Annotated in this window: 23 protein-coding genes and 1 pseudogene; 14 read left to right on the top strand and 10 right to left on the bottom strand. The window is 74.4% G+C overall.

Annotated elements, in window-relative coordinates; all coding sequences use genetic code 11:
• The first annotated feature begins 21 nt into the window (after window positions 1-21).
• Both EIO00_RS19800 and EIO00_RS19795 read left to right on the top strand, forming a co-directional pair.
• Window positions 22-1,785, top strand: coding sequence for a S1C family serine protease (locus EIO00_RS19800; RefSeq protein ID WP_140181167.1), 1,764 nt, complete (start codon window positions 22-24; stop codon window positions 1,783-1,785).
• 102 nt (window positions 1,786-1,887) lie between these two features.
• A complete protein-coding gene (locus EIO00_RS19795; protein ID WP_140181165.1) occupies window positions 1,888-2,235 on the top strand; it encodes a sec-independent translocase in 348 nt (115 codons plus the stop codon).
• A 115-nt stretch (window positions 2,236-2,350) separates the two neighbouring features.
• Here EIO00_RS19795 and EIO00_RS19790 read toward each other — a convergent pair whose 3' ends face one another.
• Window positions 2,351-3,493: an Mrp/NBP35 family ATP-binding protein gene (locus tag EIO00_RS19790; protein ID WP_140181163.1), complete on the bottom strand. Its 1,143-nt coding sequence runs from the start codon at window positions 3,491-3,493 to the stop codon at window positions 2,351-2,353.
• 87 nt (window positions 3,494-3,580) lie between these two features.
• On the opposite strand from EIO00_RS19790, the gene EIO00_RS25695 reads away from it, so the two are divergent.
• A complete protein-coding gene (locus EIO00_RS25695; RefSeq protein ID WP_206664207.1) occupies window positions 3,581-4,066 on the top strand; it encodes a MarR family winged helix-turn-helix transcriptional regulator in 486 nt (161 codons plus the stop codon).
• On the opposite strand, the gene EIO00_RS19780 is transcribed toward EIO00_RS25695, so the two are convergent.
• Both EIO00_RS19780 and EIO00_RS19775 read right to left on the bottom strand, forming a co-directional pair.
• Window positions 4,045-4,563: a DUF1003 domain-containing protein gene (locus tag EIO00_RS19780; RefSeq protein WP_175596287.1), complete on the bottom strand. Its 519-nt coding sequence runs from the start codon at window positions 4,561-4,563 to the stop codon at window positions 4,045-4,047. The genes EIO00_RS25695 and EIO00_RS19780 overlap by 22 nt on opposite strands.
• Window positions 4,560-5,882, bottom strand: coding sequence for a magnesium transporter MgtE N-terminal domain-containing protein (locus EIO00_RS19775; RefSeq protein ID WP_422100060.1), 1,323 nt, complete (start codon window positions 5,880-5,882; stop codon window positions 4,560-4,562). The genes EIO00_RS19780 and EIO00_RS19775 overlap by 4 nt, the downstream gene beginning before the upstream one ends.
• A gap of 193 nt (window positions 5,883-6,075) precedes the next feature.
• On the opposite strand from EIO00_RS19775, the gene EIO00_RS24875 reads away from it, so the two are divergent.
• On the top strand, window positions 6,076-6,648 hold the full coding sequence (locus tag EIO00_RS24875; RefSeq protein ID WP_206664206.1) for a carboxymuconolactone decarboxylase family protein: 573 nt from the start codon (window positions 6,076-6,078) through the stop codon (window positions 6,646-6,648).
• Window positions 6,645-7,553, top strand: a complete 909-nt coding sequence (locus EIO00_RS24870) for an RNA polymerase sigma-70 factor (RefSeq protein ID WP_206664205.1) — start codon at window positions 6,645-6,647, stop codon at window positions 7,551-7,553. Before EIO00_RS24875 ends, EIO00_RS24870 begins: the two co-directional genes overlap by 4 nt.
• Before the next feature lie 29 nt (window positions 7,554-7,582).
• Here EIO00_RS24870 and EIO00_RS19765 read toward each other — a convergent pair whose 3' ends face one another.
• On the bottom strand, window positions 7,583-8,098 hold the full coding sequence (locus EIO00_RS19765; RefSeq protein WP_140181157.1) for a hypothetical protein: 516 nt from the start codon (window positions 8,096-8,098) through the stop codon (window positions 7,583-7,585).
• Window positions 8,099-8,161: 63 nt separating this feature from the next.
• Window positions 8,162-9,811 (bottom strand): penicillin-binding transpeptidase domain-containing protein, encoded by a 1,650-nt coding sequence (locus EIO00_RS19760; protein WP_140181154.1) that lies wholly within the window; start codon window positions 9,809-9,811, stop codon window positions 8,162-8,164.
• Between the two features lie 173 nt (window positions 9,812-9,984).
• On the opposite strand from EIO00_RS19760, the gene EIO00_RS19755 reads away from it, so the two are divergent.
• Both EIO00_RS19755 and EIO00_RS19750 read left to right on the top strand, forming a co-directional pair.
• Window positions 9,985-10,926: an HpcH/HpaI aldolase/citrate lyase family protein gene (locus EIO00_RS19755; protein ID WP_140181152.1), complete on the top strand. Its 942-nt coding sequence runs from the start codon at window positions 9,985-9,987 to the stop codon at window positions 10,924-10,926.
• Between the two features lie 43 nt (window positions 10,927-10,969).
• Window positions 10,970-12,478 (top strand): CPBP family intramembrane glutamic endopeptidase, encoded by a 1,509-nt coding sequence (locus tag EIO00_RS19750; protein ID WP_140181150.1) that lies wholly within the window; start codon window positions 10,970-10,972, stop codon window positions 12,476-12,478.
• Window positions 12,479-12,547: 69 nt separating this feature from the next.
• Here the strand turns inward: EIO00_RS19750 and EIO00_RS19745 are convergent, their stop codons facing one another.
• From EIO00_RS19745 to EIO00_RS19735, 3 genes are read right to left on the bottom strand one after another with little or no spacing between them, the layout of a single operon-like run.
• Window positions 12,548-13,693 (bottom strand): AAA family ATPase, encoded by a 1,146-nt coding sequence (locus EIO00_RS19745; RefSeq protein WP_140181148.1) that lies wholly within the window; start codon window positions 13,691-13,693, stop codon window positions 12,548-12,550.
• Window positions 13,690-14,331 carry a nicotinamide riboside transporter PnuC gene (pnuC, locus tag EIO00_RS19740; RefSeq protein WP_140181145.1) on the bottom strand — a complete coding sequence of 214 codons (642 nt, stop codon included), beginning with the start codon at window positions 14,329-14,331 and terminating at the stop codon, window positions 13,690-13,692. Before pnuC ends, EIO00_RS19745 begins: the two co-directional genes overlap by 4 nt.
• Before the next feature lie 35 nt (window positions 14,332-14,366).
• Entirely contained in the window at window positions 14,367-14,768 is a 402-nt protein-coding gene (locus EIO00_RS19735) for an NUDIX hydrolase (RefSeq protein ID WP_140181143.1), read from the bottom strand.
• Window positions 14,769-14,841: 73 nt separating this feature from the next.
• On the opposite strand from EIO00_RS19735, the gene EIO00_RS19730 reads away from it, so the two are divergent.
• From EIO00_RS19730 to EIO00_RS19720, 3 genes are read left to right on the top strand one after another with little or no spacing between them, the layout of a single operon-like run.
• A complete protein-coding gene (locus tag EIO00_RS19730) occupies window positions 14,842-15,534 on the top strand; it encodes a DUF6758 family protein (protein WP_140181141.1) in 693 nt (230 codons plus the stop codon).
• 10 nt (window positions 15,535-15,544) lie between these two features.
• Complete coding sequence (locus EIO00_RS19725) at window positions 15,545-16,252, top strand: MBL fold metallo-hydrolase (RefSeq protein ID WP_140181139.1); 708 nt, start codon at window positions 15,545-15,547, stop codon at window positions 16,250-16,252.
• Window positions 16,253-16,291: 39 nt separating this feature from the next.
• The gene (locus tag EIO00_RS19720; protein WP_206664204.1) at window positions 16,292-17,167 is read left to right on the top strand and encodes a RecB family exonuclease; all 876 of its coding nucleotides are present in this window, start codon (window positions 16,292-16,294) and stop codon (window positions 17,165-17,167) included.
• 21 nt (window positions 17,168-17,188) lie between these two features.
• Here EIO00_RS19720 and EIO00_RS19715 read toward each other — a convergent pair whose 3' ends face one another.
• The gene (locus EIO00_RS19715; protein WP_140181135.1) at window positions 17,189-18,070 is read right to left on the bottom strand and encodes an alpha/beta fold hydrolase; all 882 of its coding nucleotides are present in this window, start codon (window positions 18,068-18,070) and stop codon (window positions 17,189-17,191) included.
• 125 nt (window positions 18,071-18,195) lie between these two features.
• Between EIO00_RS19715 and EIO00_RS19710 the strand changes: the two genes are divergently transcribed.
• On the top strand, window positions 18,196-19,098 hold the full coding sequence (locus EIO00_RS19710; RefSeq protein ID WP_175596286.1) for a glycerophosphodiester phosphodiesterase: 903 nt from the start codon (window positions 18,196-18,198) through the stop codon (window positions 19,096-19,098).
• Between the two features lie 10 nt (window positions 19,099-19,108).
• On the opposite strand, the gene EIO00_RS19705 is transcribed toward EIO00_RS19710, so the two are convergent.
• Window positions 19,109-20,707: a DEAD/DEAH box helicase gene (locus EIO00_RS19705; protein WP_422100061.1), complete on the bottom strand. Its 1,599-nt coding sequence runs from the start codon at window positions 20,705-20,707 to the stop codon at window positions 19,109-19,111.
• A gap of 552 nt (window positions 20,708-21,259) precedes the next feature.
• On the opposite strand from EIO00_RS19705, the pseudogene EIO00_RS24865 reads away from it, so the two are divergent.
• The 3 genes and pseudogenes from EIO00_RS24865 to EIO00_RS19695 form a co-directional block, all read left to right on the top strand.
• Window positions 21,260-21,577 (top strand): annotated as a pseudogene (locus EIO00_RS24865) (protein kinase domain-containing protein); the annotation flags it as partial.
• 16 nt (window positions 21,578-21,593) lie between these two features.
• Window positions 21,594-23,129 (top strand): protein kinase domain-containing protein, encoded by a 1,536-nt coding sequence (locus tag EIO00_RS19700; protein WP_206664203.1) that lies wholly within the window; start codon window positions 21,594-21,596, stop codon window positions 23,127-23,129.
• Window positions 23,126-24,069: serine/threonine-protein kinase (locus EIO00_RS19695; protein ID WP_206664202.1), on the top strand; the 944-nt coding region annotated here is incomplete at its 3' end. The genes EIO00_RS19700 and EIO00_RS19695, both read left to right, overlap by 4 nt.

Raw genomic sequence — 24,069 nt, 5'->3', positions numbered from 1 at the left:
CCGCTAGGAGAGATGGCGCAGATGACGGAAGACAGCCGCCGGTCTGTCGAGGAACCGCCGCGCGAGGAAGACGCCGCCGGTACCGGTGCCGAAAAGCCCTCCGGCGGCTCTGCCGCGCCCCCGACCGCCGATGACATCGTCCAGGTCACCGGCGGGGAGCCGGCGGGCGGGAAGGGCTCCTCCGCTCAGCCCGCCGACTCCTCCGACGCCGACCCGCCGCGCGAGGAGAAGCGCGAGGAGAAGCCGGCGGACGTCGGGTTCGCCCCGCCGGACGCCCCGGGCGAGGGCCCGGAGCCCGGCGACAAGCTGTTGGTGTCGGCTCCGTCGCAGTACGACCCCTACACGCAGCCTCCCTCGCCGTACCGGGAGCCCGGCTCGCCGGCGCGGTCCGAGCAGCCCTCCCCGCCCCCCTACCAGGAGCCCGTCGCATACGGCCAGGGGCCGGCTCCGGGCGCCCGCCCCCCGGAGGGCAGGGGCCGCCCCGAGCTCGTCCCTCCCTCCCAGGACCCGCAGGGCTGGCCGCCCCCGCCGAGCGGACCGCCGCTGTCGACCGCCCCGCCTCCCCCGGGCGCCGCGCCGCTGGGGTCGTTCGGCGGCCCCGCCGGACCGGCCGGTCCCGGCGGCCCGGGAGGCCCCGGCGGTCCGGGCGATGTGCCCAACTGGACGCCGGTCCCGGCCCCGCCGGCGGATCGGCGCGGCGGCGTCCCGCTGGGGGTGATGGCGGTCATCGTGGTGATCGTCGCGCTGGTGGCGGGCGCCCTGGGCGGCGGCATCGGCGTGATGGCCACCGACGGCTCCGGCGGCACGGTCGACCTCGGCGGCGGCAACAGCAGCGGACAGACCAAGATCCGCTCGCCGGACTCGGTCGCCGGGATCGCCCAGAAGGTCACCCCCGGCGTGGTCACCGTCCGGGTGAACGCCGGCGCCGAGCAGAGCGGCGGCACCGGGTTCATCGTCAACGGCGGCTACATCGTCACCAACAACCACGTGGTGGCCCCGGCGGCGGCCGGCGGGCAGATCGAGATCGTCTTCCACGACAAGAAGACCTCGCCCGCCCAGATCGTCGGCCGCGACCCCACCTCCGACATCGCCGTGCTCAAGCCGCAGACCACGCACAGCCTGCCGGCGCTGCAGCTGGGCGACTCCGACAGCCTGGCGGTCGGCGACCCGGTGATCGCGATCGGCTCGCCGCTGGGGCTGGACGGCTCGGTGACCGCCGGGATCGTCAGCGCGCTGAACCGGGCGGTGCCCACGCAGGGCGAGGGCGCCGACGCCGCGGTGATCCCCGCCATCCAGACCGACGCGGCGATCAACCCCGGCAACTCCGGCGGTCCGCTGGTGGACAGCTCCGGCCGGGTGGTCGGGATCAACACCGCGATCGTCACGCTCGGCGGCGGCCTGGGCGAGCAGGGCGGCAACATCGGACTGGGCTTCGCCATCCCGATCAACCACGGCCGTCGGATCGCCCAGGAGATCATCAACACCGGAAGCGCCAAGCGCACCCTGCTGGGCATCGGCATGGACCCGAACTACCCCGGCCCGGGCGTGCGGATCGCCGACCGTGAGCAGAACGGCGTGCAGCCGATCGTGCCCAACGGTCCGGCCGACAAGGCGGGGCTGCGTCCCGGCGACATCATCACCGCCATCGACGGCAAGGTGGTGGAGGACCGGATCGATCTGTCGGCGGCCATCCAGGCCAAGGCGCCCGGCACCCGGGTCAAGGTGACGTTCCAGCGCGACGGCCGGGAACGGACGGTCGAGGTGGTGCTCGCCGCCGCCAACTGAGCCGCCGACTGACCGGTGGGCGCTTCAGGGCGATCCGTGCTGCGGATACGCTGAGGGGGCCGGGCCGCTGCGGGCCCGCCCCCGGGCGCTTGTGGAGGAAGGGTGTTCGACGTCGGACTCGGCGAGATGCTGGTGCTCGTCGTGCTGGCCCTGGTGATCTTCGGGGATCGGCTGCCCGAGGCGGCCGCCCAGGCCGGCCGGGCGCTGCGGCAGCTGCGGACGATGGCCAACAACGCCAAGCGCGACCTGCAGGAAGGGCTCGGTCCGGAGTTCAAGGACTTCGACATCGCCGACCTGCACCCCAAGACCTTCGTCCGCAAGCATCTGCTCGAGGGCCTCGACGACGACCCCTACCCGGGCGCCTCCGCCCCCACGCCCGCCCGCGCCGCCTCCGGAGGCGACGAACTGGGCTACGGCGAGCGGCCCCCCTACGATCCCGAGGCCACCTGAGCCGCCGATCAGGCCCCGGATCCGGCTTCGATCCGGCCCTGTCGACGAGACGAGCCCGGCCGCGCGCGGCCGGGCTCGTGGAGTCTTCGCGGGCTTTCGAGAGGCCTTCGCGGGGTCAGCCGCGCCGGGTGGGGCTGAGCCCCAGCGAACGGCCGACCAGGCCGCGGGAGCGGCCGGCGAGGTTCTCGGCGATGGAGCGCAGCTCCTTGGCCGCGGTGGCGTCCGGATCCGACAGCACCAGCGGGACGCCCCGGTCGCCGCCCTCGCGCAGCCGCGTGTCCAACGGGATCTGCCCCAGCAGCGGCACCTTGGTGCCCAGGGTGCGGGCGAGGGCGTCGGCGACCTGCTGGCCGCCTCCGGACCCGAAGATCTCGTTGCGCTCGCCGCAGTGCGCGCACTCCAGGTACGACATGTTCTCGATGACCCCGGCCACCTGCTGGTGGGTCTGCGCGGCGATCGCGCCGGCGCGTTCGGCGACCTCGGCGGCGGCCTGCTGCGGGGTGGTCACCACCAGGATCTCGGCGGCGGGCAGCAGCTGGGCGACGGAGATGGCGACGTCCCCGGTGCCCGGGGGCAGGTCCATCAGCAGCACGTCCAGATCGCCCCAGTACACGTCGGCCAGGAACTGCTGCAGCGCCCGGTGCAGCATCGGGCCGCGCCAGACGACCGGCTGGTTGCCGGCGGTGAACATGCCGACGGAGATGACCTTCACGTCATGCGCGGACGGCGGCATGATCATGTCGTCGACCTTGGTGGGGCGGCCCTCCACGCCCAGCATCCGCGGCACCGAGTGGCCGTAGATGTCGGCGTCCACCACCCCCACCTTGCGGCCCAGGGAGGCCAGCGCCGCGGCCAGGTTGACGGTGACCGAGGACTTGCCGACCCCGCCCTTGCCGCTGGCCACCGCGTACACCTTGGTCAGCGAGGTGGGCTTGGCGAAGGGGATCTCCCTGACGGCCTCACCGCCGCGCAGCTTCTCGCGCAGCGCCTTGCGCTGCTCGTCGTTCATCACGTCCAGCTCGACCTGCACCGAGGTCACGCCGGAGACCTTGGACACCGCCTCGGTGACGTCCTTGGTGATCCGGTCGCGCATCGGACAACCGGCCACGGTCAGGTACACCTCGACGCGCACCGCTCCGTCCGGCGTCACGTCGACGCTCTTGACCATGTCGAGCTCGGTGATGGGCTTGCGGATCTCGGGATCGACCACCGTGGCCAGCGCCGCGGTCACCTGGTCGATCGTCACTGGGGAGGCCATGTCGTCCATGGTATGGACTCGGCGGACTCGTCCGCCAATCCGCCCCGGTAACCGTCCTCACGCCCGCGAGGGGAATACGATCGGGGCGTGAGGACGTCCACCCTGCCGGCGCCGACCGAACCGGCGGTATGGCGGGCCCTGCTCCGCGCGCAAGCGACCATCGCCCGGCGGCTCCAGGCCGACCTGCTGGCCGCCCACGACCTGGCGCTGGGCTCCTACGACGTGCTGCTGCACCTCAGCGAGGCGCCCGGCGGCCGGCTGCGGATGAACGACCTGGCCGACCGGGTGCTGCTGTCGCGCAGCGGACTGACCCGGCTGATCGACCGGCTGCAGGCCGCCGGGCTGGTGGCGCGCCAGTCCTGCGACAGCGACGCCCGCGGGCTGTACGCGGTGCTCACGCCGGCGGGACGGGCGCGGCTGGCCGAGGCGACCCCCACCTACCGGAGGGCGGTGCGCCGCTACATGCTGGACCGGCTCGACCCGCAGGAGCTGCGGACCCTGGAGGAGATCCTGACCCGGCTGACCGGCGAGGAGGACCGGGCGGTGCCCCTTCAGACGCCGCGGGAGACGTAGTCCCCCTCAGAGCGCCCCGCCCGGTGCCCGTCCAGCTCCTTGAGCATCTGCTGCAGCTCCGAGCGCAGGAAGTCGCGGGTGGCGACCTCGCCGATGGCCATCCGCAGCGCGGCGATCTCCCGGGTGAGGTACTCGGTGTCGGCCACGGCCCGCTCGTTGCGCGCCCGGTCCTGCTCGTACTGCACCCGGTCGCGGTCGTCCTGGCGGTTCTGCGCCAGCAGGATCAGCGGCGCGGCGTAGGAGGCCTGCAGCGACAGCATCAGCGTCAGGAAGATGAACGGGTACTCGTCGAACCGCAGCGACGGCGGGGCCATCGTGTTCCAGCCGATCCACACGGCGATGAACACCGTCATGTAGACCAGGAACCGGGCGGTGCCCAGGAACCGGGCGATGCGCTCCGACAGCCGGCCGAACGACTCGGGATCGTAGTGCGGCCGCGGCAGCAGGGCGCGACGCTGCTCCAGAGGCTGGTCCAGGCGGGACTGCCGAGGGCTCATCCGATCTCCTCCCGCTCCTGGGCGGAACGACGCAAGGCCTCCTCCTCCGGGTCGGTGGACTCGTCGGCGGCCGCCTCCAACGCCTTCTCCCGCCAGTCCTCCGGCAGCAGGTGGTCCAGCACGTCGTCGACGCTGACCGTGCCGAGCAGATGCCCCGACTCGTCCACCACGGGCGCCGCCACCAGGTTGTAGGTGGCCAGGAAGGCGGCCACCGCGTCCAGCGACAGCGTCGGCCGCAGCGGCGTCAGCTCGGCGTCCACGATCCCGCTGACCAGCGTGGACGGCGGTTCGCGCAGCAGCCGCTGGAAGTGCACGGTGCCCAGATAACGGCCGGTGGGCGGCTCGGTGGGCGGGCGGCACACATACACCTGGGCGGCCAGCGCAGGGTCCAGGTCGGGGTTGCGGATGTGCGCCAGGGCCTCGGCGACGGTGGCGTCCGGCGGGAGGATCACCGCGTCGGTGGTCATCAGCCCGCCCGCGGTGCCGGACGCGTACGCCAGCAGCCGCCGCACCGGGGCGGCCTCCTCCGGCTCCATCAGCATCAGCAGCCGTTCCCGCTGCTCGGCCGGCAGCTCCCCGAGCAGGTCGGCGGCGTCGTCGGGGTCCATGGCGTCCAGCACGTCGGCGGCCCGGTCGACGTCCAACTGCCCGAGGATCTCCACCTGCTCGTCCTCCGGCAGCTCCTCCAGCACGTCGGCCAGCCGCTCGTCGTCCAGCGCCCGGGTCACCTCGACGCGCCGCTTCTCCGGCAGCTCGTGGATGATGTTGGCCAGGTCGGCGGCCTTGAGCCGGTCGAACGCGGCGATCAGCCCGGCGGCGCCCTGCCCGTGCTCCACCGCCGACAGCCCCGACACCGCGTCCCAGTCGACCACGAACAGCTCGCCGCGGCGCCGGCGCAGCGCCCCCCGCCCGCCGGCGCGGCGCACCGCGACCTTGGTCACCAGCCAGTCCCGCGAACGGGTCGGCTCCATCGCCACGTCCACCACGGACACCGGGGAGTCGTCCTCCCGCAGCCGGACCGTGCGGTCCAGCATCTCGCCGATCACCAGGGTCTCGGCCTCCCGCTGCTGGAAGCGCCGCATGTTCAGCCGGCCGTCGAAGACCACCTGATCGGCCTCGACGGTCCTGACCCGGGTGATCGGCAGGAACACCGGGCGGCGCGGCTGCACCTCCACCACCAGCCCGAGCACCCGCGGCGGCCGCTGACCCAGCCGCAGGGCCACCACCACGTCGCGGATCCGGCCCACCTGGTCGCCGGCGGGGTCGAACACGGCCACCCCGGCCAGCCTGGCGATGAAGACCCGCGTCGGAGCGCTCACGCTTTCCCCTCTCCATCCGATCCACGGCATGCCCGCGGCCGTCTCGGCCCCGGCCGTGGACGCCTGCGCTCAGGACCGCAGGATTGGACAGAGGGTACCCGCGGCATGGTTCCCATCCCGGAGGGGATGTCACGTTCCGCGGCGCCGCCTCGTCGTTCCGTCGAAGGACGCATGAGCGAGGAGGCCGTCGATCATGACGAGGATCTCCCTGAACCCGCCGCGGCGGGCGTGGTACCGGCTGGCCGAGCGGATCGCGCGCCGTCGGTTCGGCGAGGTGCCGGACCCGGGGCGGGCCATGGGGCATCACCGAGGGGTCGTGCTCGGGTACTCGATGCTGGAGATGCAGGCGACGCGGTGGCGGACGGTGGACCGCGCCCTCAAGGACCTGGCGGTGATGGCCGCCGCCGTCAAGATCGGCTGCGCCTGGTGCGTGGACTTCGGCACCTGGGAGCTGCACATGCACGGGGTGCCGCCGGAGAAGATCCGGGCGGTGCCGCACTGGCGCGACAGCGACCTGTTCACCCCGGTGGAACGGCTGGTGATGGAGTACGCCGAGGCGATGACCGACACCCCGCCGAGCGTCACCGACGAGCTGACGGCGGCCCTGCGCGAGCACGGGTTCGACGACGCCCGGCTGGTGGAGCTGACGATGATGGTGGCGCTGGAGAACCTGCGGTCGCGGTTCAACGCCGCCGCCGGGCTGACCGGGCAGGGGTTCAAGGAGCGGTGCGAGATCCCCCCTCGCGCCGGGAAGGGAGTGCGGTGAGCGACGGCCGGAGCGGGGCCGAGGTGTTCGCCGAGCACCGGGAGCTGCTGTTCGCGGTGGCGTACCGGATGCTGGGGACGGCCGCCGACGCCGAGGACGCGGTGCAGGACGCCTGGCTGCGCTGGGACGCCGCGGACCGTTCCCAGGTGACCGACCCGAAGGGCTACCTGGTGCGGATCGTCACCAACGTCTCGCTGGACCGGCTGCGGTCGGCCCGGGCCCGGCGGGAGACCTACGTCGGCCCCTGGCTGCCGGAACCGGTGCTGACCTCCCCGGACATCGCCGAGGACGCCGAACTGGCCGAGTCGGTGTCGATGGCGATGCTGGTGGTGCTGGAGACCCTCAGCCCGCTGGAGAGGGCGGTGTTCGTGCTGCGGGAGGTGTTCGGCTACCCGTACGCGGAGATCGCGCAGGCGCTGGACCGTTCGGAGGCCTCGGTGCGGCAGCTGGGCACCCGGGCGCGCAAGCACGTGCAGGCGCGCCGTCCCCGGTTCCCCGCCGACCGGAGCGTGCGGCAGCGGGCGGTGGAGCGCTTCCTGGCGGCGGCGCTCGGCGGGGATGTGAACGCCCTGATGGAGACGCTGGCGCCGGACGTGGCGGTGTGGTCCGACGGCGGCGGCAAGGTCCGGGCGGCGCGGCGCGTCATCGTCGGCGCCGACAAGTTCGTCCGCCTGCTGGACGGCCTGCGGCGGGCCGAGACGGCCGTCGGGGTGACGGTGCTGGAGCTGGAGCTGGAACGCGCGGACATCAACGGGACGCCGGGGCTGGTCTTCCGGTACGGGACGCAGCCGGTGGTGGCGCTGACGGTGGACGTGAACGAGCAGGGCCGGGTGACGGAGATCCACCTGGTGCTCAACCCCGACAAGCTGCACGCCCTCGACAAGGGGGTGCGCCTGGAGTACTAGCGGCCCTCCGGCGGCCCCGAGGGCCCGGACTAGCGGTCGGCGGGCCTGCGGCGGGCCCCGATCAGGCGGGGGCGGGGCCCGGCCGTGGCCGCAGGGGTGGGCACCGGCCGCACCGCGGCGTACCCGTCGTCATAGCGGCCCGGGGCCTCGGGGACCTCTCCGGTCGGGGTGAGCCGGACCACGGAGGACTCCTCGGCCCAGCGTTCGATCTGTCCCTCGTGGGCGGGGGCGTTGAGCCGTTCCTTGGCCAGCAGCGGCGTGACCGTCTCCCACTCCTCGGTGCCGGGCTCGACGGGTGCGCAGGCCGCCGTCCACGACAGCAGCCGCCCGCCCTTGTCCTTGCTGCGCACGGTCACCACCACCCGGTCGGCCTCCGGCAGCCCGGGCAGCGGCTGCTCGCCCTCGCCGCCGGTGAGGACGTAGGCGGCGCCGTCGTGCCACACGTGCCAGGCGGCGCGCGGCTGCGGCAGATCGGGCAGTGCCAGCCATACCAGCGCCGACTTCTTCATCGCCTCTTCGATCAGCGCGGCCGTGACATCGCCCATGCCCGAGAGCGTACCGCCGTCCGGTTCCTCCGCAGCGGTCGGCCGTCGGGGTCGGAGAGCGCGTCAGAGCCCGGTGAGGAAACGGGCGGCGATGGGCGCCGCGGCCTCGGCGCCGGTGCCGCCGCCCTCGACGAGCACGGCGAACGCCACGTCCCCCCGGTGGCCGACGAACCAGGAGTGCGGCGGCTCCTCCCCCGATCCGTGCTCGGCGGTGCCGGTCTTGCCCGCCGTCCCAGGCGGGAGGCCGGCGCCCGCGGCGGTGCCCTCGTCGACGACGGCGGACATCAGGTCGCGCAGCGCCTCCGCCACGCCCGGCTCCAGGCGGCGCGGCGGCTCGGGCCGGCGGCCCTCGGCGTCCAGCGCTCGGGCGGCGTCGTCGGCGGACACCAGCCGCGGGGAGCGCCAGAAGCCGTCGGCAGCGGCGGCGGCGACCGCGGCCATGGTGAGCGGGCTGACCAGCACCCGGCCCTGCCCGAGCGCGGCGGCGGCCAGGGCGGCCCCGTCGTCGGCGGCGCCGACCGAGGCGCGCACCGCGGGCAGCCCGCCGATGAGGGGCGTGTCGAACCCGAACGTCCGGGCCGTCTCCCGCAGCCGCTCCGCTCCCAGCCGTTCCACGGCCAGCCGCGCGAACGCGGTGTTGCACGAGCGGGCGAACGCCTCCCGGAGCGACACGGTGCCGTGGTCCTCGTGACCGAAGTTGCGGAACTCCCGGCCCGCGACGGTGGCCCGGGCCGGGCAGGGGACCGGCGAGGACGGCGACATCCCGCCGGCCACCAGCGCCGCCGCCGTGACGATCTTGAACGTCGAGCCCGGCGGATACCGGCCCATGAGCGCCCGGTTGTAGCCGCCGGGCTTGTTGGCCACCGCCAGGACCTCCCCGGTGGAGGCCCGCACCGCCACCAGCGAGACGGGATCGGTGACGTCCTTGAGCGCCCGCACGGCCGCCTCCTGCGCCCGGAGGTCGATGGTGGTCCGCAGCGGCGCGCCCTCCTGGGCGGGGAACGTGTGCAGCGTCTTCACCGCCGTGACCGCCCCGCCCGCGTCGGTCACGATCTGCACGGCGAGTTCGGGCCTTCCGGCGAGCCGCCGCTCGTACTGGTGCTGCAGGCCCGATAACCCGGCCAGGTCGCCCTCCCGGTAGGGGGCGCCCAGCCGGCGGGCCTGCGCGGCGGACAGCGTGCCGAGCCGGCCGAGGAGCTGCTGCACCGAGCCGGAGGGGTGACCGAGCAGCGACTCCCCGGAGGCGGACAGGATGTCGGCGCGTTCGGGCCGGCGCCGCCGGGTGCGCAGCCGCTGCCCCTCCTTGAGGGCCGGGTGCAGCACCCGCGGGCTCCAGGAGACCCGCCACCGGCCGTCCCTGCGGAGCAGCGGGAGCTCGGCGCGGTAGGTCCAGACCCGCCCGCCCTCCAGGGTGATCTCGGCCCGGTAGGAGCCGACGGCCCTCCCGGCTCCGGGTTCGTCGAGGCCGGTCAGGGCGAATCGCCACCGGCTCGCCCCCAGGTCCGTGCGCGTCCGGGCGTGCCGGGCGACGAAGTCGGCGGGCGGCGCGTCCACCAGCGCCCGCATCGCCGTGTAGTCGTCGCGCGCCCAGGCGGCCAGATAGCGTTCGGCGGCGGTGCGCGGACCGGCGTCGCCGCGCAGGGACCACCACGCGCCCGCCCCCGCGAGCACCCCCGTCGCCGCCGCGGCGGCGATCAGCGCGGACTGTCGCATGCTCGCCCCCCTCGTGTTCGGCCTGCTCAGGACACCACCCGACCGGCGCCGATGTCCATGGCGACATGACCGGAAGGCCGCCGTGGCCCAGAAGATCCGCGGCCGACGTCGCGCGCCGGGCCGGCGGGCGCCCGCGCATATCGGCCCGAGGGCGGACGGATAGCATCCGGCACATGCGTTCGCGTCGATCGACACTGGCGGTCCCCGGCAGCAACCCCCGCTTCATCGAGAAGGCCCAGGGGCTGCCCGCCGACGAGGTCTTCCTGGACCTGGAGGACGCGGTGGCCCCCTCCGCCAAGGAGGAGGCCCGCAAGAACGTGATCGCCGCGCTCAACGAGGGCGACTGGGGCGGCAAGGTCCGGGTGGTGCGGGTCAACGACCTGCGGACCCACTGGGCCTACCGCGACGTCATCGAGGTCGTCGAGGGGGCGGGCGCCAATCTCGACTGCGTGATGCTGCCGAAGGTGCAGGAGCCCGACGACGTGCGGTGGCTGGACCGGCTGCTCACCCAGATCGAGACCGCCATGGGGTACGAGGTCGGCCGGATCGGCATCGAGGCGCAGATCGAGGACGCCCGCGGCATGACCAACATCGACGCGATCGCCGCGTCCTCGCCGCGTCTGGAGACCCTGGTGTTCGGGCCGGGCGACTTCATGGCCTCGATCAACATGAAGACGCTGACGGTGGGGGAGCAGCCTCCCGGGTACACCGAGGGGGACGCCTACCACTACATCCTGATGCGGATCCTGATCGCCGCCCGGGCCCACGACCTGCAGGCCATCGACGGGCCGTACTTCAACGTGCGGGACGTGGAGGCCTTCACCCGGGTCGCCCGGCGGTCGGCGGCGCTGGGCTTCGACGGCAAGTGGGTGCTGCACCCCTCGCAGATCGAGGCGGCCAACGAGGTCTTCTCCCCGGACCAGGCCGACTACGACCGCGCCGAGCTGATCCTGGAGGCCTACGAGTACCACACCACCGTGGAGGGACGGGGGGCGGCGAGGCTCGGCGACGAGATGATCGACGAGGCCTCCCGCAAGATGGCCCAGGTCATCGCCGCCAAGGGACGCGCCGCCGGGCTGCGGCGCACCACGTCCTTCCAGCCGCCCGGGAACTGACCGGGCCGCATCGTTCGTCCGACTCGACAAAGGGGGTCTGCCGGTGGCGAAGGACCAGGAGAACGAGGACTGGGCGCCGCCCGACCCGGGCATGGCGGACTCGGCCGCGTCCCGCTCCGGCGTCTCCGTCCCGCCCACCGACCCCGAATCCGCGGGATCCGCCGGAGCGGACGGGCGGGCCGAGCCCGCGGGGCCCACCGTGCCGGACGGGTCCGCGGCGCCCCTGGGGCCCGCGCCGATCCTGCCGCCCGCGCAGAGCGCGATGCCGCCGGATGCGCCGGGATGGGCGCAGCAGCCGCCGCCCTGGCCCGGGACGTACGGGGCGGCCCCCGGGCATCCCGAGCGGGGCCGTGACGGGTGGGCGGGACCGCCGCCCCCCGGGCGGCCTCCGGGCGGGGAGCCCTGGGTCGTGGAGACCCCGCCCGGGGTCCCCTACCAGCAGATGGCCCGCAACCGGGTCCAGCGGTGGTGGCGGCCGGTCGTCGGGAGCTTCGCGATCGTGCTGACCGGGCTGCTGGCGCTCGTCCCGATCGTCTTCGTCTGGATCCTGGTGCAGGTCGGACTCCTGGGGCGGGAGGCGGAGGAGCTCTTCAACCCCCAGGCGGGGCCGCTGTTCGGCGGCGTGAACGCCGAGCTGGGCTTCACCCTGGTGTCGGTGGCGGTCTTCCTGCCGCTCGTGCCGCTGGCGGCGTGGATCTTCCAACGGCGGCGACCGGGCACCGTGTCGTCGGTGGTCGGGCGGCTGCGGTGGCGCTGGCTGCTGCTGTGCCTGGGATTGGCGGTGCTGACCAGCATCGCGTCGATCCTCATCACCTGGGCGACGAGCCTGCTGGTCGACGACCCCGCCGTGATGGACGGCGAGGGGGGCTGGGTCGGCTGGGGCGCCTTCTGGGTCCCGCTGGTGCTGGTGGTGCTGCTGGTGCCGTTCCAGGCGTCCGCCGAGGAGTACTTCTTCCGCGGCTGGCTGTTGCAGGCCATCGGCAGCTGCACCCTGGAGCGGCGCACCGGGCGGGTGGGCCGCGGGCTGAGCCGGGTGTTCCGCACCCCGTGGCCGGCGATCTGCATCAGCGGCGTCGCCTTCATGTCGCTGCACGGCTATGTCGGCTGGGCGGCCGGAGCGATCTTCATGTTCGCCGTGATCACCGGCTGGTTGACGGTCCGCACCGGCGGGCTGGAGGCCGCCATCGCCGTGCACGTGGTCAACAACACGGTGGCCTTCCTGGTCCCCGCCGCGTTCGGGCAGCTGAGCCTGGAACAGGGGGCGATCCCGCTGCCCTATGTGATCGCCGACGTGCTGCCGATGGCGCTGTACGGGGCGATCGCGGCGGCGCTGGCGCGGCGGCTCCGGCTGCAGACCCGCACCCCCGTCGCCGAGCGGGTCGGCGGAGGCGAGCGGCCCGAACGGGCCGACCGCACCGACCGGGGCGAGATCGACCAGGACGGGCGGATCGACCGGGGCGACCGGGCCGACCGGGGCGATCACATCGGCCGGGAGGACCGGAACGAGCGGGCCGACGACGAGCGGGACGGCCGGGCCGACCCGCCGCGGTGAGCGGCGGCGGGCTCGCCGGAGCCGCCGCGCGGCGGGACACGGGGCGCCGACGGGCCGGCGCGCCGCCGCTCAGGCGGCGCCGGACGCGCCGGACGCGCCGGACGCGCCGGACGCCGGGCCGAGCGGATCCGCGAACGTCCAGCCCTTCGCCAGCAGCGCGTCGATCGCCCGCACGGCGGCGGCCATCCGCTCCTCGTGCGGGCCGGACACCACGATGTGCGGCAGGTCCCGGCGCTCCAGCTCCTCCCGGAACCGCCGGTTCATCGACGAGCGGATCTCCCGCCCGTCCCGCCAGCCGTCCTGCTCGAACGGCACCCCGTCGATGTCGGTGAGGATCCACAGGTGGTGCGGCGCGCGTTCGTGCAGCGCCTCCACCTGCGAGGGCCAGGACCCCACATAGCGTTCGTGCCACAGGCAGGTCGCCAGCGCGTCGGTGTCGCACACCAGCAGCGGCGACCCCGAACGCGCGGCGGCCTCCTCCAGCGCCAGATGCCGTTCGGCGATCAGCGTGAACTCCTCCGAACGCCACGACAGGTCCCCGATCCACAGCGACGGGTCCGTGCGGCGGGCCAGCGCCAGCTTCTCCTCGCAGTAGGTCCGGCCGTACTCCGGCACCCACCGCGTCGCCGCCCACACCCCGCCCCGCGCCGCATAGTGCGCCGCCAGCGCGCGGGCCAGCGTGGTCGTCCCCGAGGACTCCGCGCCCAGCACCACCACCCGCCGGGCCAGGTGCGCGCGGACCGGCGGGGACAGCCACCGCCAGCAGCCCGCCGGGTCCCGCCGCACCGCCGTGCCGCTGACCGGGAACCGCCGCCGCGGCGGATCCACCGGGACGTGCACCGCCGAGAGCCGGCGGGCCAGCTCGGGCCCGTAGTCCTCCGAGCTGAACACCGCGTCCACCGGAGGCGGCTCCACGCCCCTCCCGCGCCCCAGCGCCAGCCCCTCCCGGAACGCCGCCATGTGCATCGCCCAGATCTCGTCGGAGTCGTAGTCGATCGGGGCGTCGTCCACCACCGGGACGATCTCCACATGCGGCTGTGGATGCGCCTCCCGCAGCCAGGCCGTGCGCAGCGCCAGCGGGATCGTCTCCACCGTGGAGGCCGCCACCACCACGGTGAGGCGCTCGCATGCCCCGGCCGCCGTGTCGATCAGATGGTGGTGGCCGGCGTGCGGCGGATAGAACTTGCCGACCACCAGCCCGTGCCGGAACCTCATGCCCGTTCGGCGGTCCGGCGGGCCCGCCAGTCGCCCCGCCACGCCGCCAGGCCCAGCAGGCACAGGCTCAGGAACACCACGTACAGGACGCCGGTCAGGTACAGGCCCTTGTAGGCGTACAACGGAATGTAGATCAGGTCCACGGTGATCCACAGGTACCACGACTCCAGCCGCTTGCGGCACTGCCCGTACGTCGCCATCAGGGAGATCGCCGTGGTCAGCGCGTCCCAGAACGGCACCGTGGAGTCGGTGTGCACGGCCAGCGCCCAGGTCAGCAGCGCGGTCGCGGCCGCCCCGGCGGCGACCAGCCCGCCCCACTCGCCGCGGGAGGTGCGGGTGACGACCAGCCGGGTGCGGTCCCGTCCGCCGTACAGCCACGCCCACCAGCCGTAGGACTGCAGCGCGAGGTAGACGATCTGCAGCGCCGCGTCGGCGTACAGACCGCCCTCCAGGAACACCAGTCCCAGCAGCGACACGTTGGCGATGCCGATCGGCCAGTTCCAGATGCTCTGCCGGACCACCAGGTAGACGCAGGCCGCGCCGGTGACGAAACCGAGCAGCTCCGCCCGGCTCGTCGGCACCTGGCCGAGGTGGAAGGCGGGCCGCAGCAGGGACTGCAGCAGATCATGCAAGGACACAGGACGCTCCCGGGGGGTCGAGGGCCACGGCGACGTTACTGCGCCGGGAGCACCCCCCACTCCAGCAAGGTCTCCACCAGCGCCGTCGTCGTCGGCACGCCGCGCAGCTCGGCGACGCTCATCCAGCGGGCGTCGGCGGCGTCGTCCCCGGCGCGCAGCGTCCCGCCCGCCACGGTCGCCGTGTAGTCGTGCACCTCGTACGTCACCCCCGCCGGGCCCGGCCGGCGGACCGTCCCCGCGTGGTCGCCCACCCGCACCAGCAGTCCGGTCTCCTCCCGGACCTCCCGGGCCACCGCCTCGGCGTCGGACTCGCCGGGCTCGACCCGGCCGCCGGGGATCGACCACAGTCCCTCACCGGGCGGCCGTCCCCGCCGGACCACCAGCAGCCGGCCCTCCTCGTCCACGACGACGGCCCCTACACAGCGCACGGTGCTCATTCGTTCATTGTGGGCCCCAAGGGCCGCCCAAAGGGCTTGACTGGGCGGCGAGGGCGAACGAACGTGAGGTCTCGTGAGGGCCGAGCCCACCTGCCCGCGCTGCGGCCGGCCGGTGCGCGCGCCGGGGCTGTGGTCCAACGACTGGACCTGCCCCGTGCACGGCGCCGTCCTGCCCCTGCAGCCTGCCCGCAGGCCCTCCCGGGAGGGGCTGGCGGCGTTGCTGCAGGACGCGCGGGCCCCGGTGTGGCTGCCCTGGCCGCTGCCGGCGGGCTGGCTGGTCACCGGGTTCCTGGACGCGGGCGATGAGCGCACCGGCTCCCGGGCCTGCGCGGTGGCGCTGTCGGGGCCCAACCTGATGCACGGCCCCGCCGATCTGCTGTTGATCGCCGAGGAGCCCGGCGTGGGGCTGGGCGCCCGCTTCGCCGGCGTCCGGGAGGACGTCGCCGCCCAGACCAGCGCCGCCGGGCCGCCGAACGCCGTCATGGAGGTCCGCTCGGCGTCCACCCGTCCGCACCAGGTGCCGCTGTGGGCGGTGGACGGCGCACCCGACCGGGCCGGTTACGTCGGCGAGGCGATGGGCTGCTGGCTGTGGGCGGTGCTGTGGCCCGTCGAGGCCGGGGCCCTGCTGATGGAGGAGCTCCAGCTGCTGGACCTGCGCGATCCGGGCATGCGCCTGGACGTTCCGTTCGGCGCGTTCTGTCCGCGCCTGCGGCCGGAGCGGCTCCGTGCCGCCGAGGACGGCCGCGACGCCGCCGAGAGCGGATAAGGTCTGTCGCGTGGACGCGCGTATCGAACAGGTGGTGTCGAAGGGCAAGTGCACCTTCGAGGACACCCAGTACGAGGTCGAGAGCAACACCTACATCGTCGGGGACGACGACGAGGTCATCGTGATCGACCCGGCGCACGACGCCGAGGCCATCCTCAAGAAGGTCGGCGACCGGGAGGTCATGGCGGTCATCTGCACCGACGGCCTCGACGCCCACCTGAACTCCGTGCTGGAGGTGGCGGCCGCCGGGGAAGAGGACGAGGACAACTGGGCGCCGATCGCCCTGCACCGCAACGACCGGATCCTGTGGCGCGACTACTTCGGGCGTCTCGCCTCGGAGGAGGACGACCCGGAGGACCAGAAGGCCCTGCGGTCGCTGGAGCCCGACATCTGGCTGGAGGACGGCGGCGTCTTCGAGATCGCCGGGGTGCAGCTGGAGGTCCATCACACGCCGGGGCACACGCCCGGCAGCGTGAGCATCTACTGCGAGCAGCTCGGCGTGCTGTTCTCCGGGGACACCCTGCACCGCGGCAGGCCGGGTTCGATCGGCGGCAACTTCGCCGACCTGCGCCAGCAGCTCAACTCCATCGGCTCGCTGCTGACCCCGCTGCCCAACGACACCCGCGTGCTCCCCGGCCAGGGCCCGGAGACCACGGTCGGCGACGAGGACGCCCGCTGGGAGAGCTGGGGCGCGCTGGCCACGGAATCCGCCGACTGACCCGAGGACGCCCTCATCGAACAGCTCGGTTTCGCAGACATGCCGCGGCGGCGGTACTCCTGCACGCCGTCCAGGCTGAACGCCTGGCTGGAGTGCCCCCGGCGCTACCGGATGACCTATCTGGACCGGCCGGCGCCGCCCAGGGGGCCGCGGTGGGCGCACATCAGCCTCGGCCTCAGCGTGCACAACGCGCTGGCGGCCTGGTGGCGGCTGCCGTCGTCCGACCGCACCCCTCGGGCGGCGGGCGCGCTGGTGGGCCGGTACTGGATCGCCGACGGGTTCCGCGACGCCGAACACTCCGCCGCATGGCGCGAGCGCGCCCGCGCGATGGTCGAACGGTATGCGGCGGGTCTGGACCCGGGCCTGGAGCCGGTCGGGGTGGAACGCACCGTCGCCGCCAAGACCGCCCGGATCACCGTGCAGGGCCGCATCGACCGGCTCGACGCACGGGACGGCGAGCTGGTGGTGGTGGACTACAAGACCGGGCGGCGCGAGCCGGGCCCCGACGACGCGCGTTCCTCGCTCGCGCTGGCGATCTACGCGATCGCCGCCGCCCAGGTGCTGCGCCGCCCCTGCCGCCGGGTCGAGCTGCACCATCTGCCCAGCGGGACGGTCGCCTCCTGGGAGCACACCGCCGAATCGCTGGAGGAGCACCTCCGCCGCGTCGAGCGGGTCGCCGCGGAGGCGGCCGAGGCCGACGAGGCGTACCGGGAGCGGCTGCGCCCCGCCGCCTCGCCCGCCCCGGACCCGGAGGGGGAGATCGACCACGCCCCGTTCGACGAGGCGTTCCCGCCGCGTCCGGGCGGCCTGTGCGCCTGGTGCGACTTCAACCGGGTGTGCCCGGAGGGCAGACGGGCCGCCCCGGCCAAGGAGCCCTGGGCGGCGCTGGCCGCCGCCGAGGAGGGCTCGGCCTGAGCGGACCCGGCCCGGACGCGGTCAGCGGGCGGAGCGGCATTCGGCCGCGCGCCAGAAGTCGCACAGGGCGCCGGCGGTGGTCTCCGGGGCCTCCACGGCGGGGGAGTGCGCGGCGCCGGGGATGACCACCTTGGCGGCGCCGAGGCGTTCGGCCATCTCCGCCTGGATCTGCGGCGACCAGGCGTTGTCGTTCTCGCCGTAGAGCACCAGCAGCGGCAGATCGGCCTCGTCGCACACCTTGGCCAGCTCGTCCACCCGGTCCGGGGCGTTGAGGATCTCCCGGGCCATGGTGAGCAGGCTGGTGACCGAAGTGGCCAGCATCCGGCTGCGCAGGAAGCCGATGATCTCCTCGGGCACCCCGTTCGCCCGGGCGTCGGGCTCCATGTGCTCGGTCCAGATCCGGTGGATCCCCACCCGCGGCAGCGCATCGATCAGCGCCTCGGCGTCCCGGCGGCGCGGGCCGGTGATCGCGCTCGGACCCGAGCTCATCAGCGTGTACGACAGCGGACGGGCGCCCGCGTCCAGGATCGCCTCGCGGGTGACCAGGCCGCCGAACGAGTGCCCCACCAGATGGGCGGGCTCGGGGCCCAGCGCCTCCAGCAGCGCCCGGATGTCCGCGGCCAGCGCGCCCAGGGTGTAGGCGGACTCCTCCTCCGGGCCGTCGCTCTCGTACTGGCCGCGCATGTCGATCGCCACCACCCGCCGGCCCGGCCGCGCCAGGCTCTGCAGGACGGCGAGATAGTCCTCCTTGCTGCCGGTGAACCCGGGCACCAGCAGCGCCGGACAGCGTTCGGGTACCCCCGATCCGGGCAGCGCCTCCAGGGCGGCGAACGCGCCGCGGGAGGTTTCGATCTCCGTCCGGCGCACACCGGGCGGCAGGGACAAAAACCGGGGCGTACTCACAGGCCGTCAGCATAACCGAGGGGTCGGAAGGCCCCCGTCGCGCTTCACCGGGGCTTCACCGGCCCGTCCGGGCCGGTCCCGGCGTTCTTCGGCGGACGGCGGACGGCGCTCCCTACCGTGGGAGCGTGCAGAGCATCGCTGCGACCGCCGTCTCCGCGCACCGCCGTGATCACCACGGCGATCTCGAGGGGGCGGTCGATTCCGGAGCCGAGTATGTGGAGATCGACGTCCGCCGTGTCGGCGACGGCCGGCTGGTGGTCCACCACGGCCTCACCGTGGGACGGCTGCCGCTGGCGCGCTGCACCTACGAGCGGATCTGCGCCGCGGCCGCCCGTCCCGTGCCGTTGCTGCACGAGGCGCTGGACGCCATCGCCGGGCGCGCCCTGGGCCATCTCGATCTGAAAGAACGCGGCTGTGAGCACGAGACGGTCGAACTGGCGCTGGATCGGCTCGGTCCGGGCCGGTTCGTGGTCACCAGCCGCGATCCGGAGTCGATCCGTGTGATCAAACGGGACTTTCCCGAGGTCGTCACGGCGCTGTCGGTGGGGCGGGCGCCCTGGGAGCGCGGCGCGGTCCGCGACCTGTCCCCGCTGTCGACGGTGCGCCGGTGCGGGGCCGACATGGTCGCGCTCAACCACCGGCTGGCCAGGATCGGCGTCCTGGCCGCCTGCGCCCGTGCCGGCTTCCCGGCCATGGTGTGGACGGTCAACGCCGAATCGCTGATGCGCCGTTTCCTGGCCGATCCGCGGGTGGCCGTCCTGGTGACCGACCATCCGCGCCGGGCCCTCGCCCTCCGCGACGCCGGCGCGGGGAACCGTCCCGCACACCCCTCGCCCGCGCTTCCGGGCGTCTTTGCCGGCTCGTCCGCCGCCCGCCCGGCGGCGCGCTGCGGGCGGGGCGGCCGTGACGCCCGGGCCGCGGCAGACGGACCGCAGGCTCGTCAGCGCGCCGGCCCGGTCCGCCCCGCGCCGCCTTCGACCGAGGGCTCCGTGGGCCCCGAACCGGACCCGCGGGGGCGGATCGCCTGATCCGCGGAGGTCACAGCGTCCGGTCGCCGGCGGCGCGTCCGCCTCGGCTGCGGCGACGGGAACGGGACGAGCGCCGCTTGGGGGCCGGCGGTTCGGGCAGCGGGTCCGGCTCGACGCCGTTGGACGGCGGGGGCAGGAAGGTGACCAGCGGGATCCCGGCCTCGGTGATCGGCGGGATGATCGGCTCGGGCTCCGGCACGGGGCGCGGGGCGGGGGCGTCGGCCTCCTCCCGCTCGGCGGAGTCCTCCTCCCAGGCCGGCTCCGGCTCGGAAACCTCGTCCCGCTCGACCGGTTCGTCTCGATCGACCGCCTCGTCCCGCTCGGCCGGCTCAGGCCGCTCGGTCTGCCCGGTCTCGCCGGGCCGGTCGGTCTGCTCGACCTGCTCGGCCTGCTCGATCGGCCGGCCGCCGCGGGTCCGCCGGCGGGTGCGAGTGCGCTTGCGCCTGGGACGTTCGCGCTCGCCGTCCTCGGCGGTCTCGCGGGACCTGACGCGGCCGGTCTCGCCGATGTCCTCCAGCTCCTCGGCCGCCAGGCCCTCCCGCTCGCGCCGCTCCTTGGGCAGCGTCCCGGTGACGCCCTCCGGGATGTTCAGCGCCTCGTACAGGTGCGGAGAGGTGGAGTAGGTCTCCTGGGGCTGGGCGAACGACAGGGACAGCGCGTTGTTGATGAGCTTCCAGCGCGGCAGGTCGCTCCAGTCCACCAGCGTGACCGCGGTGCCCGCCCGGCCGGCCCGGCCGGTGCGGCCGATGCGGTGCACATAGGTCTCGGCCGAGTCGGGGCACTCGTAGTTGACCACGTGGGTGACGTCCTCGACGTCCAGCCCCCGGGCCGCCACGTCGGTGGCCACCAGCACGTCGATCTTGCCGTGCCGGAACGCTCGCAGCGCTCGCTCGCGCTGGCCCTGCCCCAGGTCGCCGTGCACCGCGGCGGCGGCGAAGCCGCGCTTGGTCAGGTCGGCGGCGATCCGGTCGCAGGCCCGCTTGGTCTGGCAGAACACCATGGTGAGCCCGCGGCCCTCGGCCTGCAGCACCCGCGCCAGCACCTCCGGCTTGTCCAGCGGGTGGGTCTGGAAGACGTGCTGGGCGACCTGCGGGGCGGCCTCGGACTCGGTGTGCGCCTCGGCCCGCACGTTGGTCGGCCGGCGCAGATAGCGCCGCGACAGCGCCACGATCTCGCCGGGCATGGTGGCCGAGAACAGCATGGTCTGCCGCTCGGACGGGACCAGCTCGATGATCCGCTCGATGTCGGGCAGGAAGCCCAGGTCGAGCATCCGGTCGGCCTCGTCCAGCACCATCACCTGGATCTGCGACAGGTCCAGGTGTCCCTGCCGGGCCAGGTCCAGCAGCCGGCCCGGGGTGCCGACCACCACGTCCACGCCGTCGCGCAGCGCCTGGATCTGCGGCTCATAGGCCCGGCCGCCGTACACCGACAGCACGCGGGTGCCGAGCTTGCCTCCGGCCACCAGCAGGTCGTCGGTGACCTGCAGGGCCAGTTCGCGGGTCGGGGCGAGCACCAGCCCGCGCGGGGCCTTGCCGCCGTGCTCGATGCGCTGCAGCAGCGGGATGCCGAATGCCAGGGTCTTGCCCGTGCCGGTTCGGGCCTGAGCGATGATGTCGTACCCGCCGAGCCCGATGGGCAGGGCGAGTTCCTGAATGGGGAACGCGTCGACGATGCCCTCGGTCTCGAGGGCGTCGCATATCTCGGAACGGACTCCGAGTTCACGGAACGTAGTCAGGGCTTTCAGCCTCCGTCGTGCGGTGTCCTCACTCCCGGATCAGCACTCGGGCCGCGCCCGGGCGGGCGCGCTCCCTCGCCTTCCCCCACCTGGTGCGGTACCGCCGGAAGCTCGGTTCCCATCGTCGTGCGCGGCAGGACTCCGGTCCTGCCGTCCGCTTCCGGTGGCCGCGCCGATGCGCGGGAGGGACCATCCGTCAATCAGTACCTCGGCGACCGCTGTCAGGGGTATGCGCAATCACTCTGCGTGGCTGCGCGCGGTCACACTTCGCGACGCATGGTACCGGTTGCGGGTTCCTGACACCAATAGCCTTTCGAATGTGATAACGCGGTGAGACCGATGTGCATTCCCGTTCCCCGCCCGGGGCGCCCGTGATATTCCGGCATTGACCGCAGGCGGCGGGGCGATGACGGGGGACGGGCGGCGATGACCGACTGGAGACTGCCGGGGTACGTCGAGCTGGGCGAGCTCGGGCGGGGCGCGCAGGGGCGGGTGGTGCTGGCCCGCGGCGAGACCGACGGCGGGCTCGTCGCGATCAAGTACCTGGACCCGCGAGGGCTCGCCGACGAACGCGCCCTGGAACGCTTCCGGAACGAGGCGCGTGCGCTGGCCCAGGTCCGGGACCGGCACGTGGTGCGGCTGCATGGGCTGGTGGAGACCGCCGAAGGCGCGGCACTGGTGATGGAGGCGGTGCACGGGGCGTCGCTGCGCACCCTGCTGGACCGGTACGAGCCCATGTCCCCGGAGTCGGCGCTGGCNGGTGCACGGGGCGTCGCTGCGCACCCTGCTGGACCGGTACGAGCCCATGTCCCCGGAGTCGGCGCTGGCGGTGCTCAAGGGCTCGCTGCTGGGACTGGCCGCCGCGCACGCCGTGGGGGTGATCCACCGCGACTACAAGCCCGCCAACGTGATCGTGCAGCCCGACGGGCTCAGCAAGCTCATCGACTTCGGCGTGGCGGGGCTGATCGGGGAACGGTTCGGCGGCGGCACCCCCGCCTACATGGCCCCCGAGCGGTGGAGGGGGCGGCCGGCCTCCCCGGCCGCCGACGTGTACGCGGCCACCTGCGTGTTCTTCGAATGCGTGACCGGTGCGCGGCCGTATCCGGGCACGGACCGGGCCGAGCTGCGGCGTCGGCACCTGGAGGACCCGGTGCCGGTCGAGGCCGTCCCCGAGCCGCTGCGCCCGCTGCTGGAGCGCGGCCTGGCCAAGGAGCCGGCCGCCCGTCCGCCGGGCGCGGCGGCGTTCGTGGCGGAGCTGGAGCGGGCGGCGTCCGCCGCGTACGGGCCGGACTGGGAGGCCCGCGGCTGGGGCGCGCTCGGCGTGGCCACGGCGGCGGTGCTCCCGCTCGCCGCGGCGGCGCTGGCGACCGGGGGAGCGGCCGGGGCGGCGACGGCCGCCGGGACCGGAACCGGCGCCGGGGCGGGAGCCGGCGCCGGGGCGGCGGGACAGGGGATCGCGGCGACCACCGCCGCCAAGGTCGCCATCACGGCGACCACCGCCACCGTGGTCGCCACAGCGGGGGTGGGCGCCTACTCGGTGATCGCCGGAGAGGAGCCGCCCGCCCCGACCGCCTCGCCCGCCCCGCCCCTCGAGCGGGTCTCGCTCACCACGCCGGCGCTGGAGCAGACGATCACGCTGCCGGGCAGGCCCGCGCTGCGCATCCGCGACGCCCGCTACGTCCAGGTCTCCGGCCTGGCCGACCGGGCGGTCCAGGAGCGGGTCAACGCCGCGCTGCGCGCCCCGCTGGAGGAGGCGGTCACCGGGTTCCGCCGGTACCTGGTCGGCGAGCACCCGCCGGGCTCTGCGCCGCAGTGCGCCGAGCTGGGCGCCGAGCCGAGGGTCCGGCTGGGCGGCCCCCGGCTGGTGTCGGTGCTCTACCGGTTCACCACCCGGACCTGTTCCGTGGCCGACGAGGACCCGCCGGGTGCCGACGCCGTCACCGTCGATCTGTCCACCGGGCGGGCGCTGACCGTCGACGACCTGTTCCCCGACGCCGCGTCGCTCGACCGGCTCTCCGACCGGTTGCCGCCGCCCGACGCCGCCCGCCGGGAGTGCGGATACAGTCCGCCGCTGCGGCCCGCCCTGTTCCGCCCCCAGCGGTTCGACGACGGCCGCACCGCCGCGCCGCAGATCCTGTTCGCGCTCACCTCGACGGGACTGGAGCTGCAGTTCCAGCGCAGCCTGCCCTGTCCGCAAGGTCTGGTGCTGACCGCACCCTATGACCGGATTCGTGATGTGATACGGCCCGAGATCCTGAAGAAGATCACCCTCACTCCGACTCCGGAAAGGTCATGATGGGCGACCAATGGCGGCTTGCGGACTTCACGGAGATCCGTGAGCTGGGCTCCGGTGCGCAGGGCCGGGTGGTGCTGGCCCGGCACACCGAGTCCGGCACCCCCGTGGCGATCAAGTACCTGGTCCGCAGCGAAGGCGATGCCGAGGCCATCGAGCGGCTCCGCCGAGAGGCCCTCATGCTCGCCAAGGTCACCGACCCCCACGTGGTGCGGCTGTACCGGTTCGCGGTGGGGGAGCGGGGCGCCGCCCTGGTGATGGAGGCGGTCGACGGCGTCTCCCTCAAGGAGCTGCTGGCCCGGCACGGCGCGATGCCCCCCGAGGCGGCCCTGACGGTGCTCAAGGGCTCGCTGCTGGGGCTGGCCGCCGCGCACGCGGTGGGCGTGGTGCACCGCGACTACAAGCCCGCCAACGTGGTGGTGCGGGCCGACGGGCTCAGCAAGCTCATCGACTTCGGGATCGCGGCCCTCAGCGGGGTCGGCTCCCGGGAGGGCAGCCCCGCCTACATGGCCCCCGAGCAGTGGCGCGGCGAGCCCGCCGTCCCCGCCACCGACGTGTACGCCGCCACCTGCGTGTTCTTCGAGTGCGTGACGGGCGCCAAGCCCTACCCCGCCTCCGATCCGGCGACGCTGATGCACCGGCACCTGAACGACCCGGTGCCGGTCGAGGCCGTCCCCGAGCCGCTGCGCCCGCTGCTGGAGCGCGGCATGGCCAAGGACACGACGCGACGGCCGGACGGCGCGGCGGCGTTCGTGGCGGAGCTGGAGCAGGCGGCGTCCGCCGCGTACGGGCCGGACTGGGAGCAGCGCGGGATCCGGGCGCTGGCGGCCGGGGCGGCGGCGCTGGCGTCGCTGTTCCCGCTGACCGCCGCGCTCTCCGGCGGTGCGGCGGGGGCCGGTGCGGCGGGCGGCGCCGGAGCCGCCGGAGCCGGAGCGGCGGGCAC

The organism is Thermomonospora catenispora (assembly GCF_006363815.1).
Lineage (GTDB): Bacteria > Actinomycetota > Actinomycetes > Streptosporangiales > Streptosporangiaceae > Thermomonospora > Thermomonospora catenispora.
The sequence above is the reverse complement of the archived record's forward strand: the minus strand, read 5'-3'. Positions and strand labels throughout refer to the sequence as shown.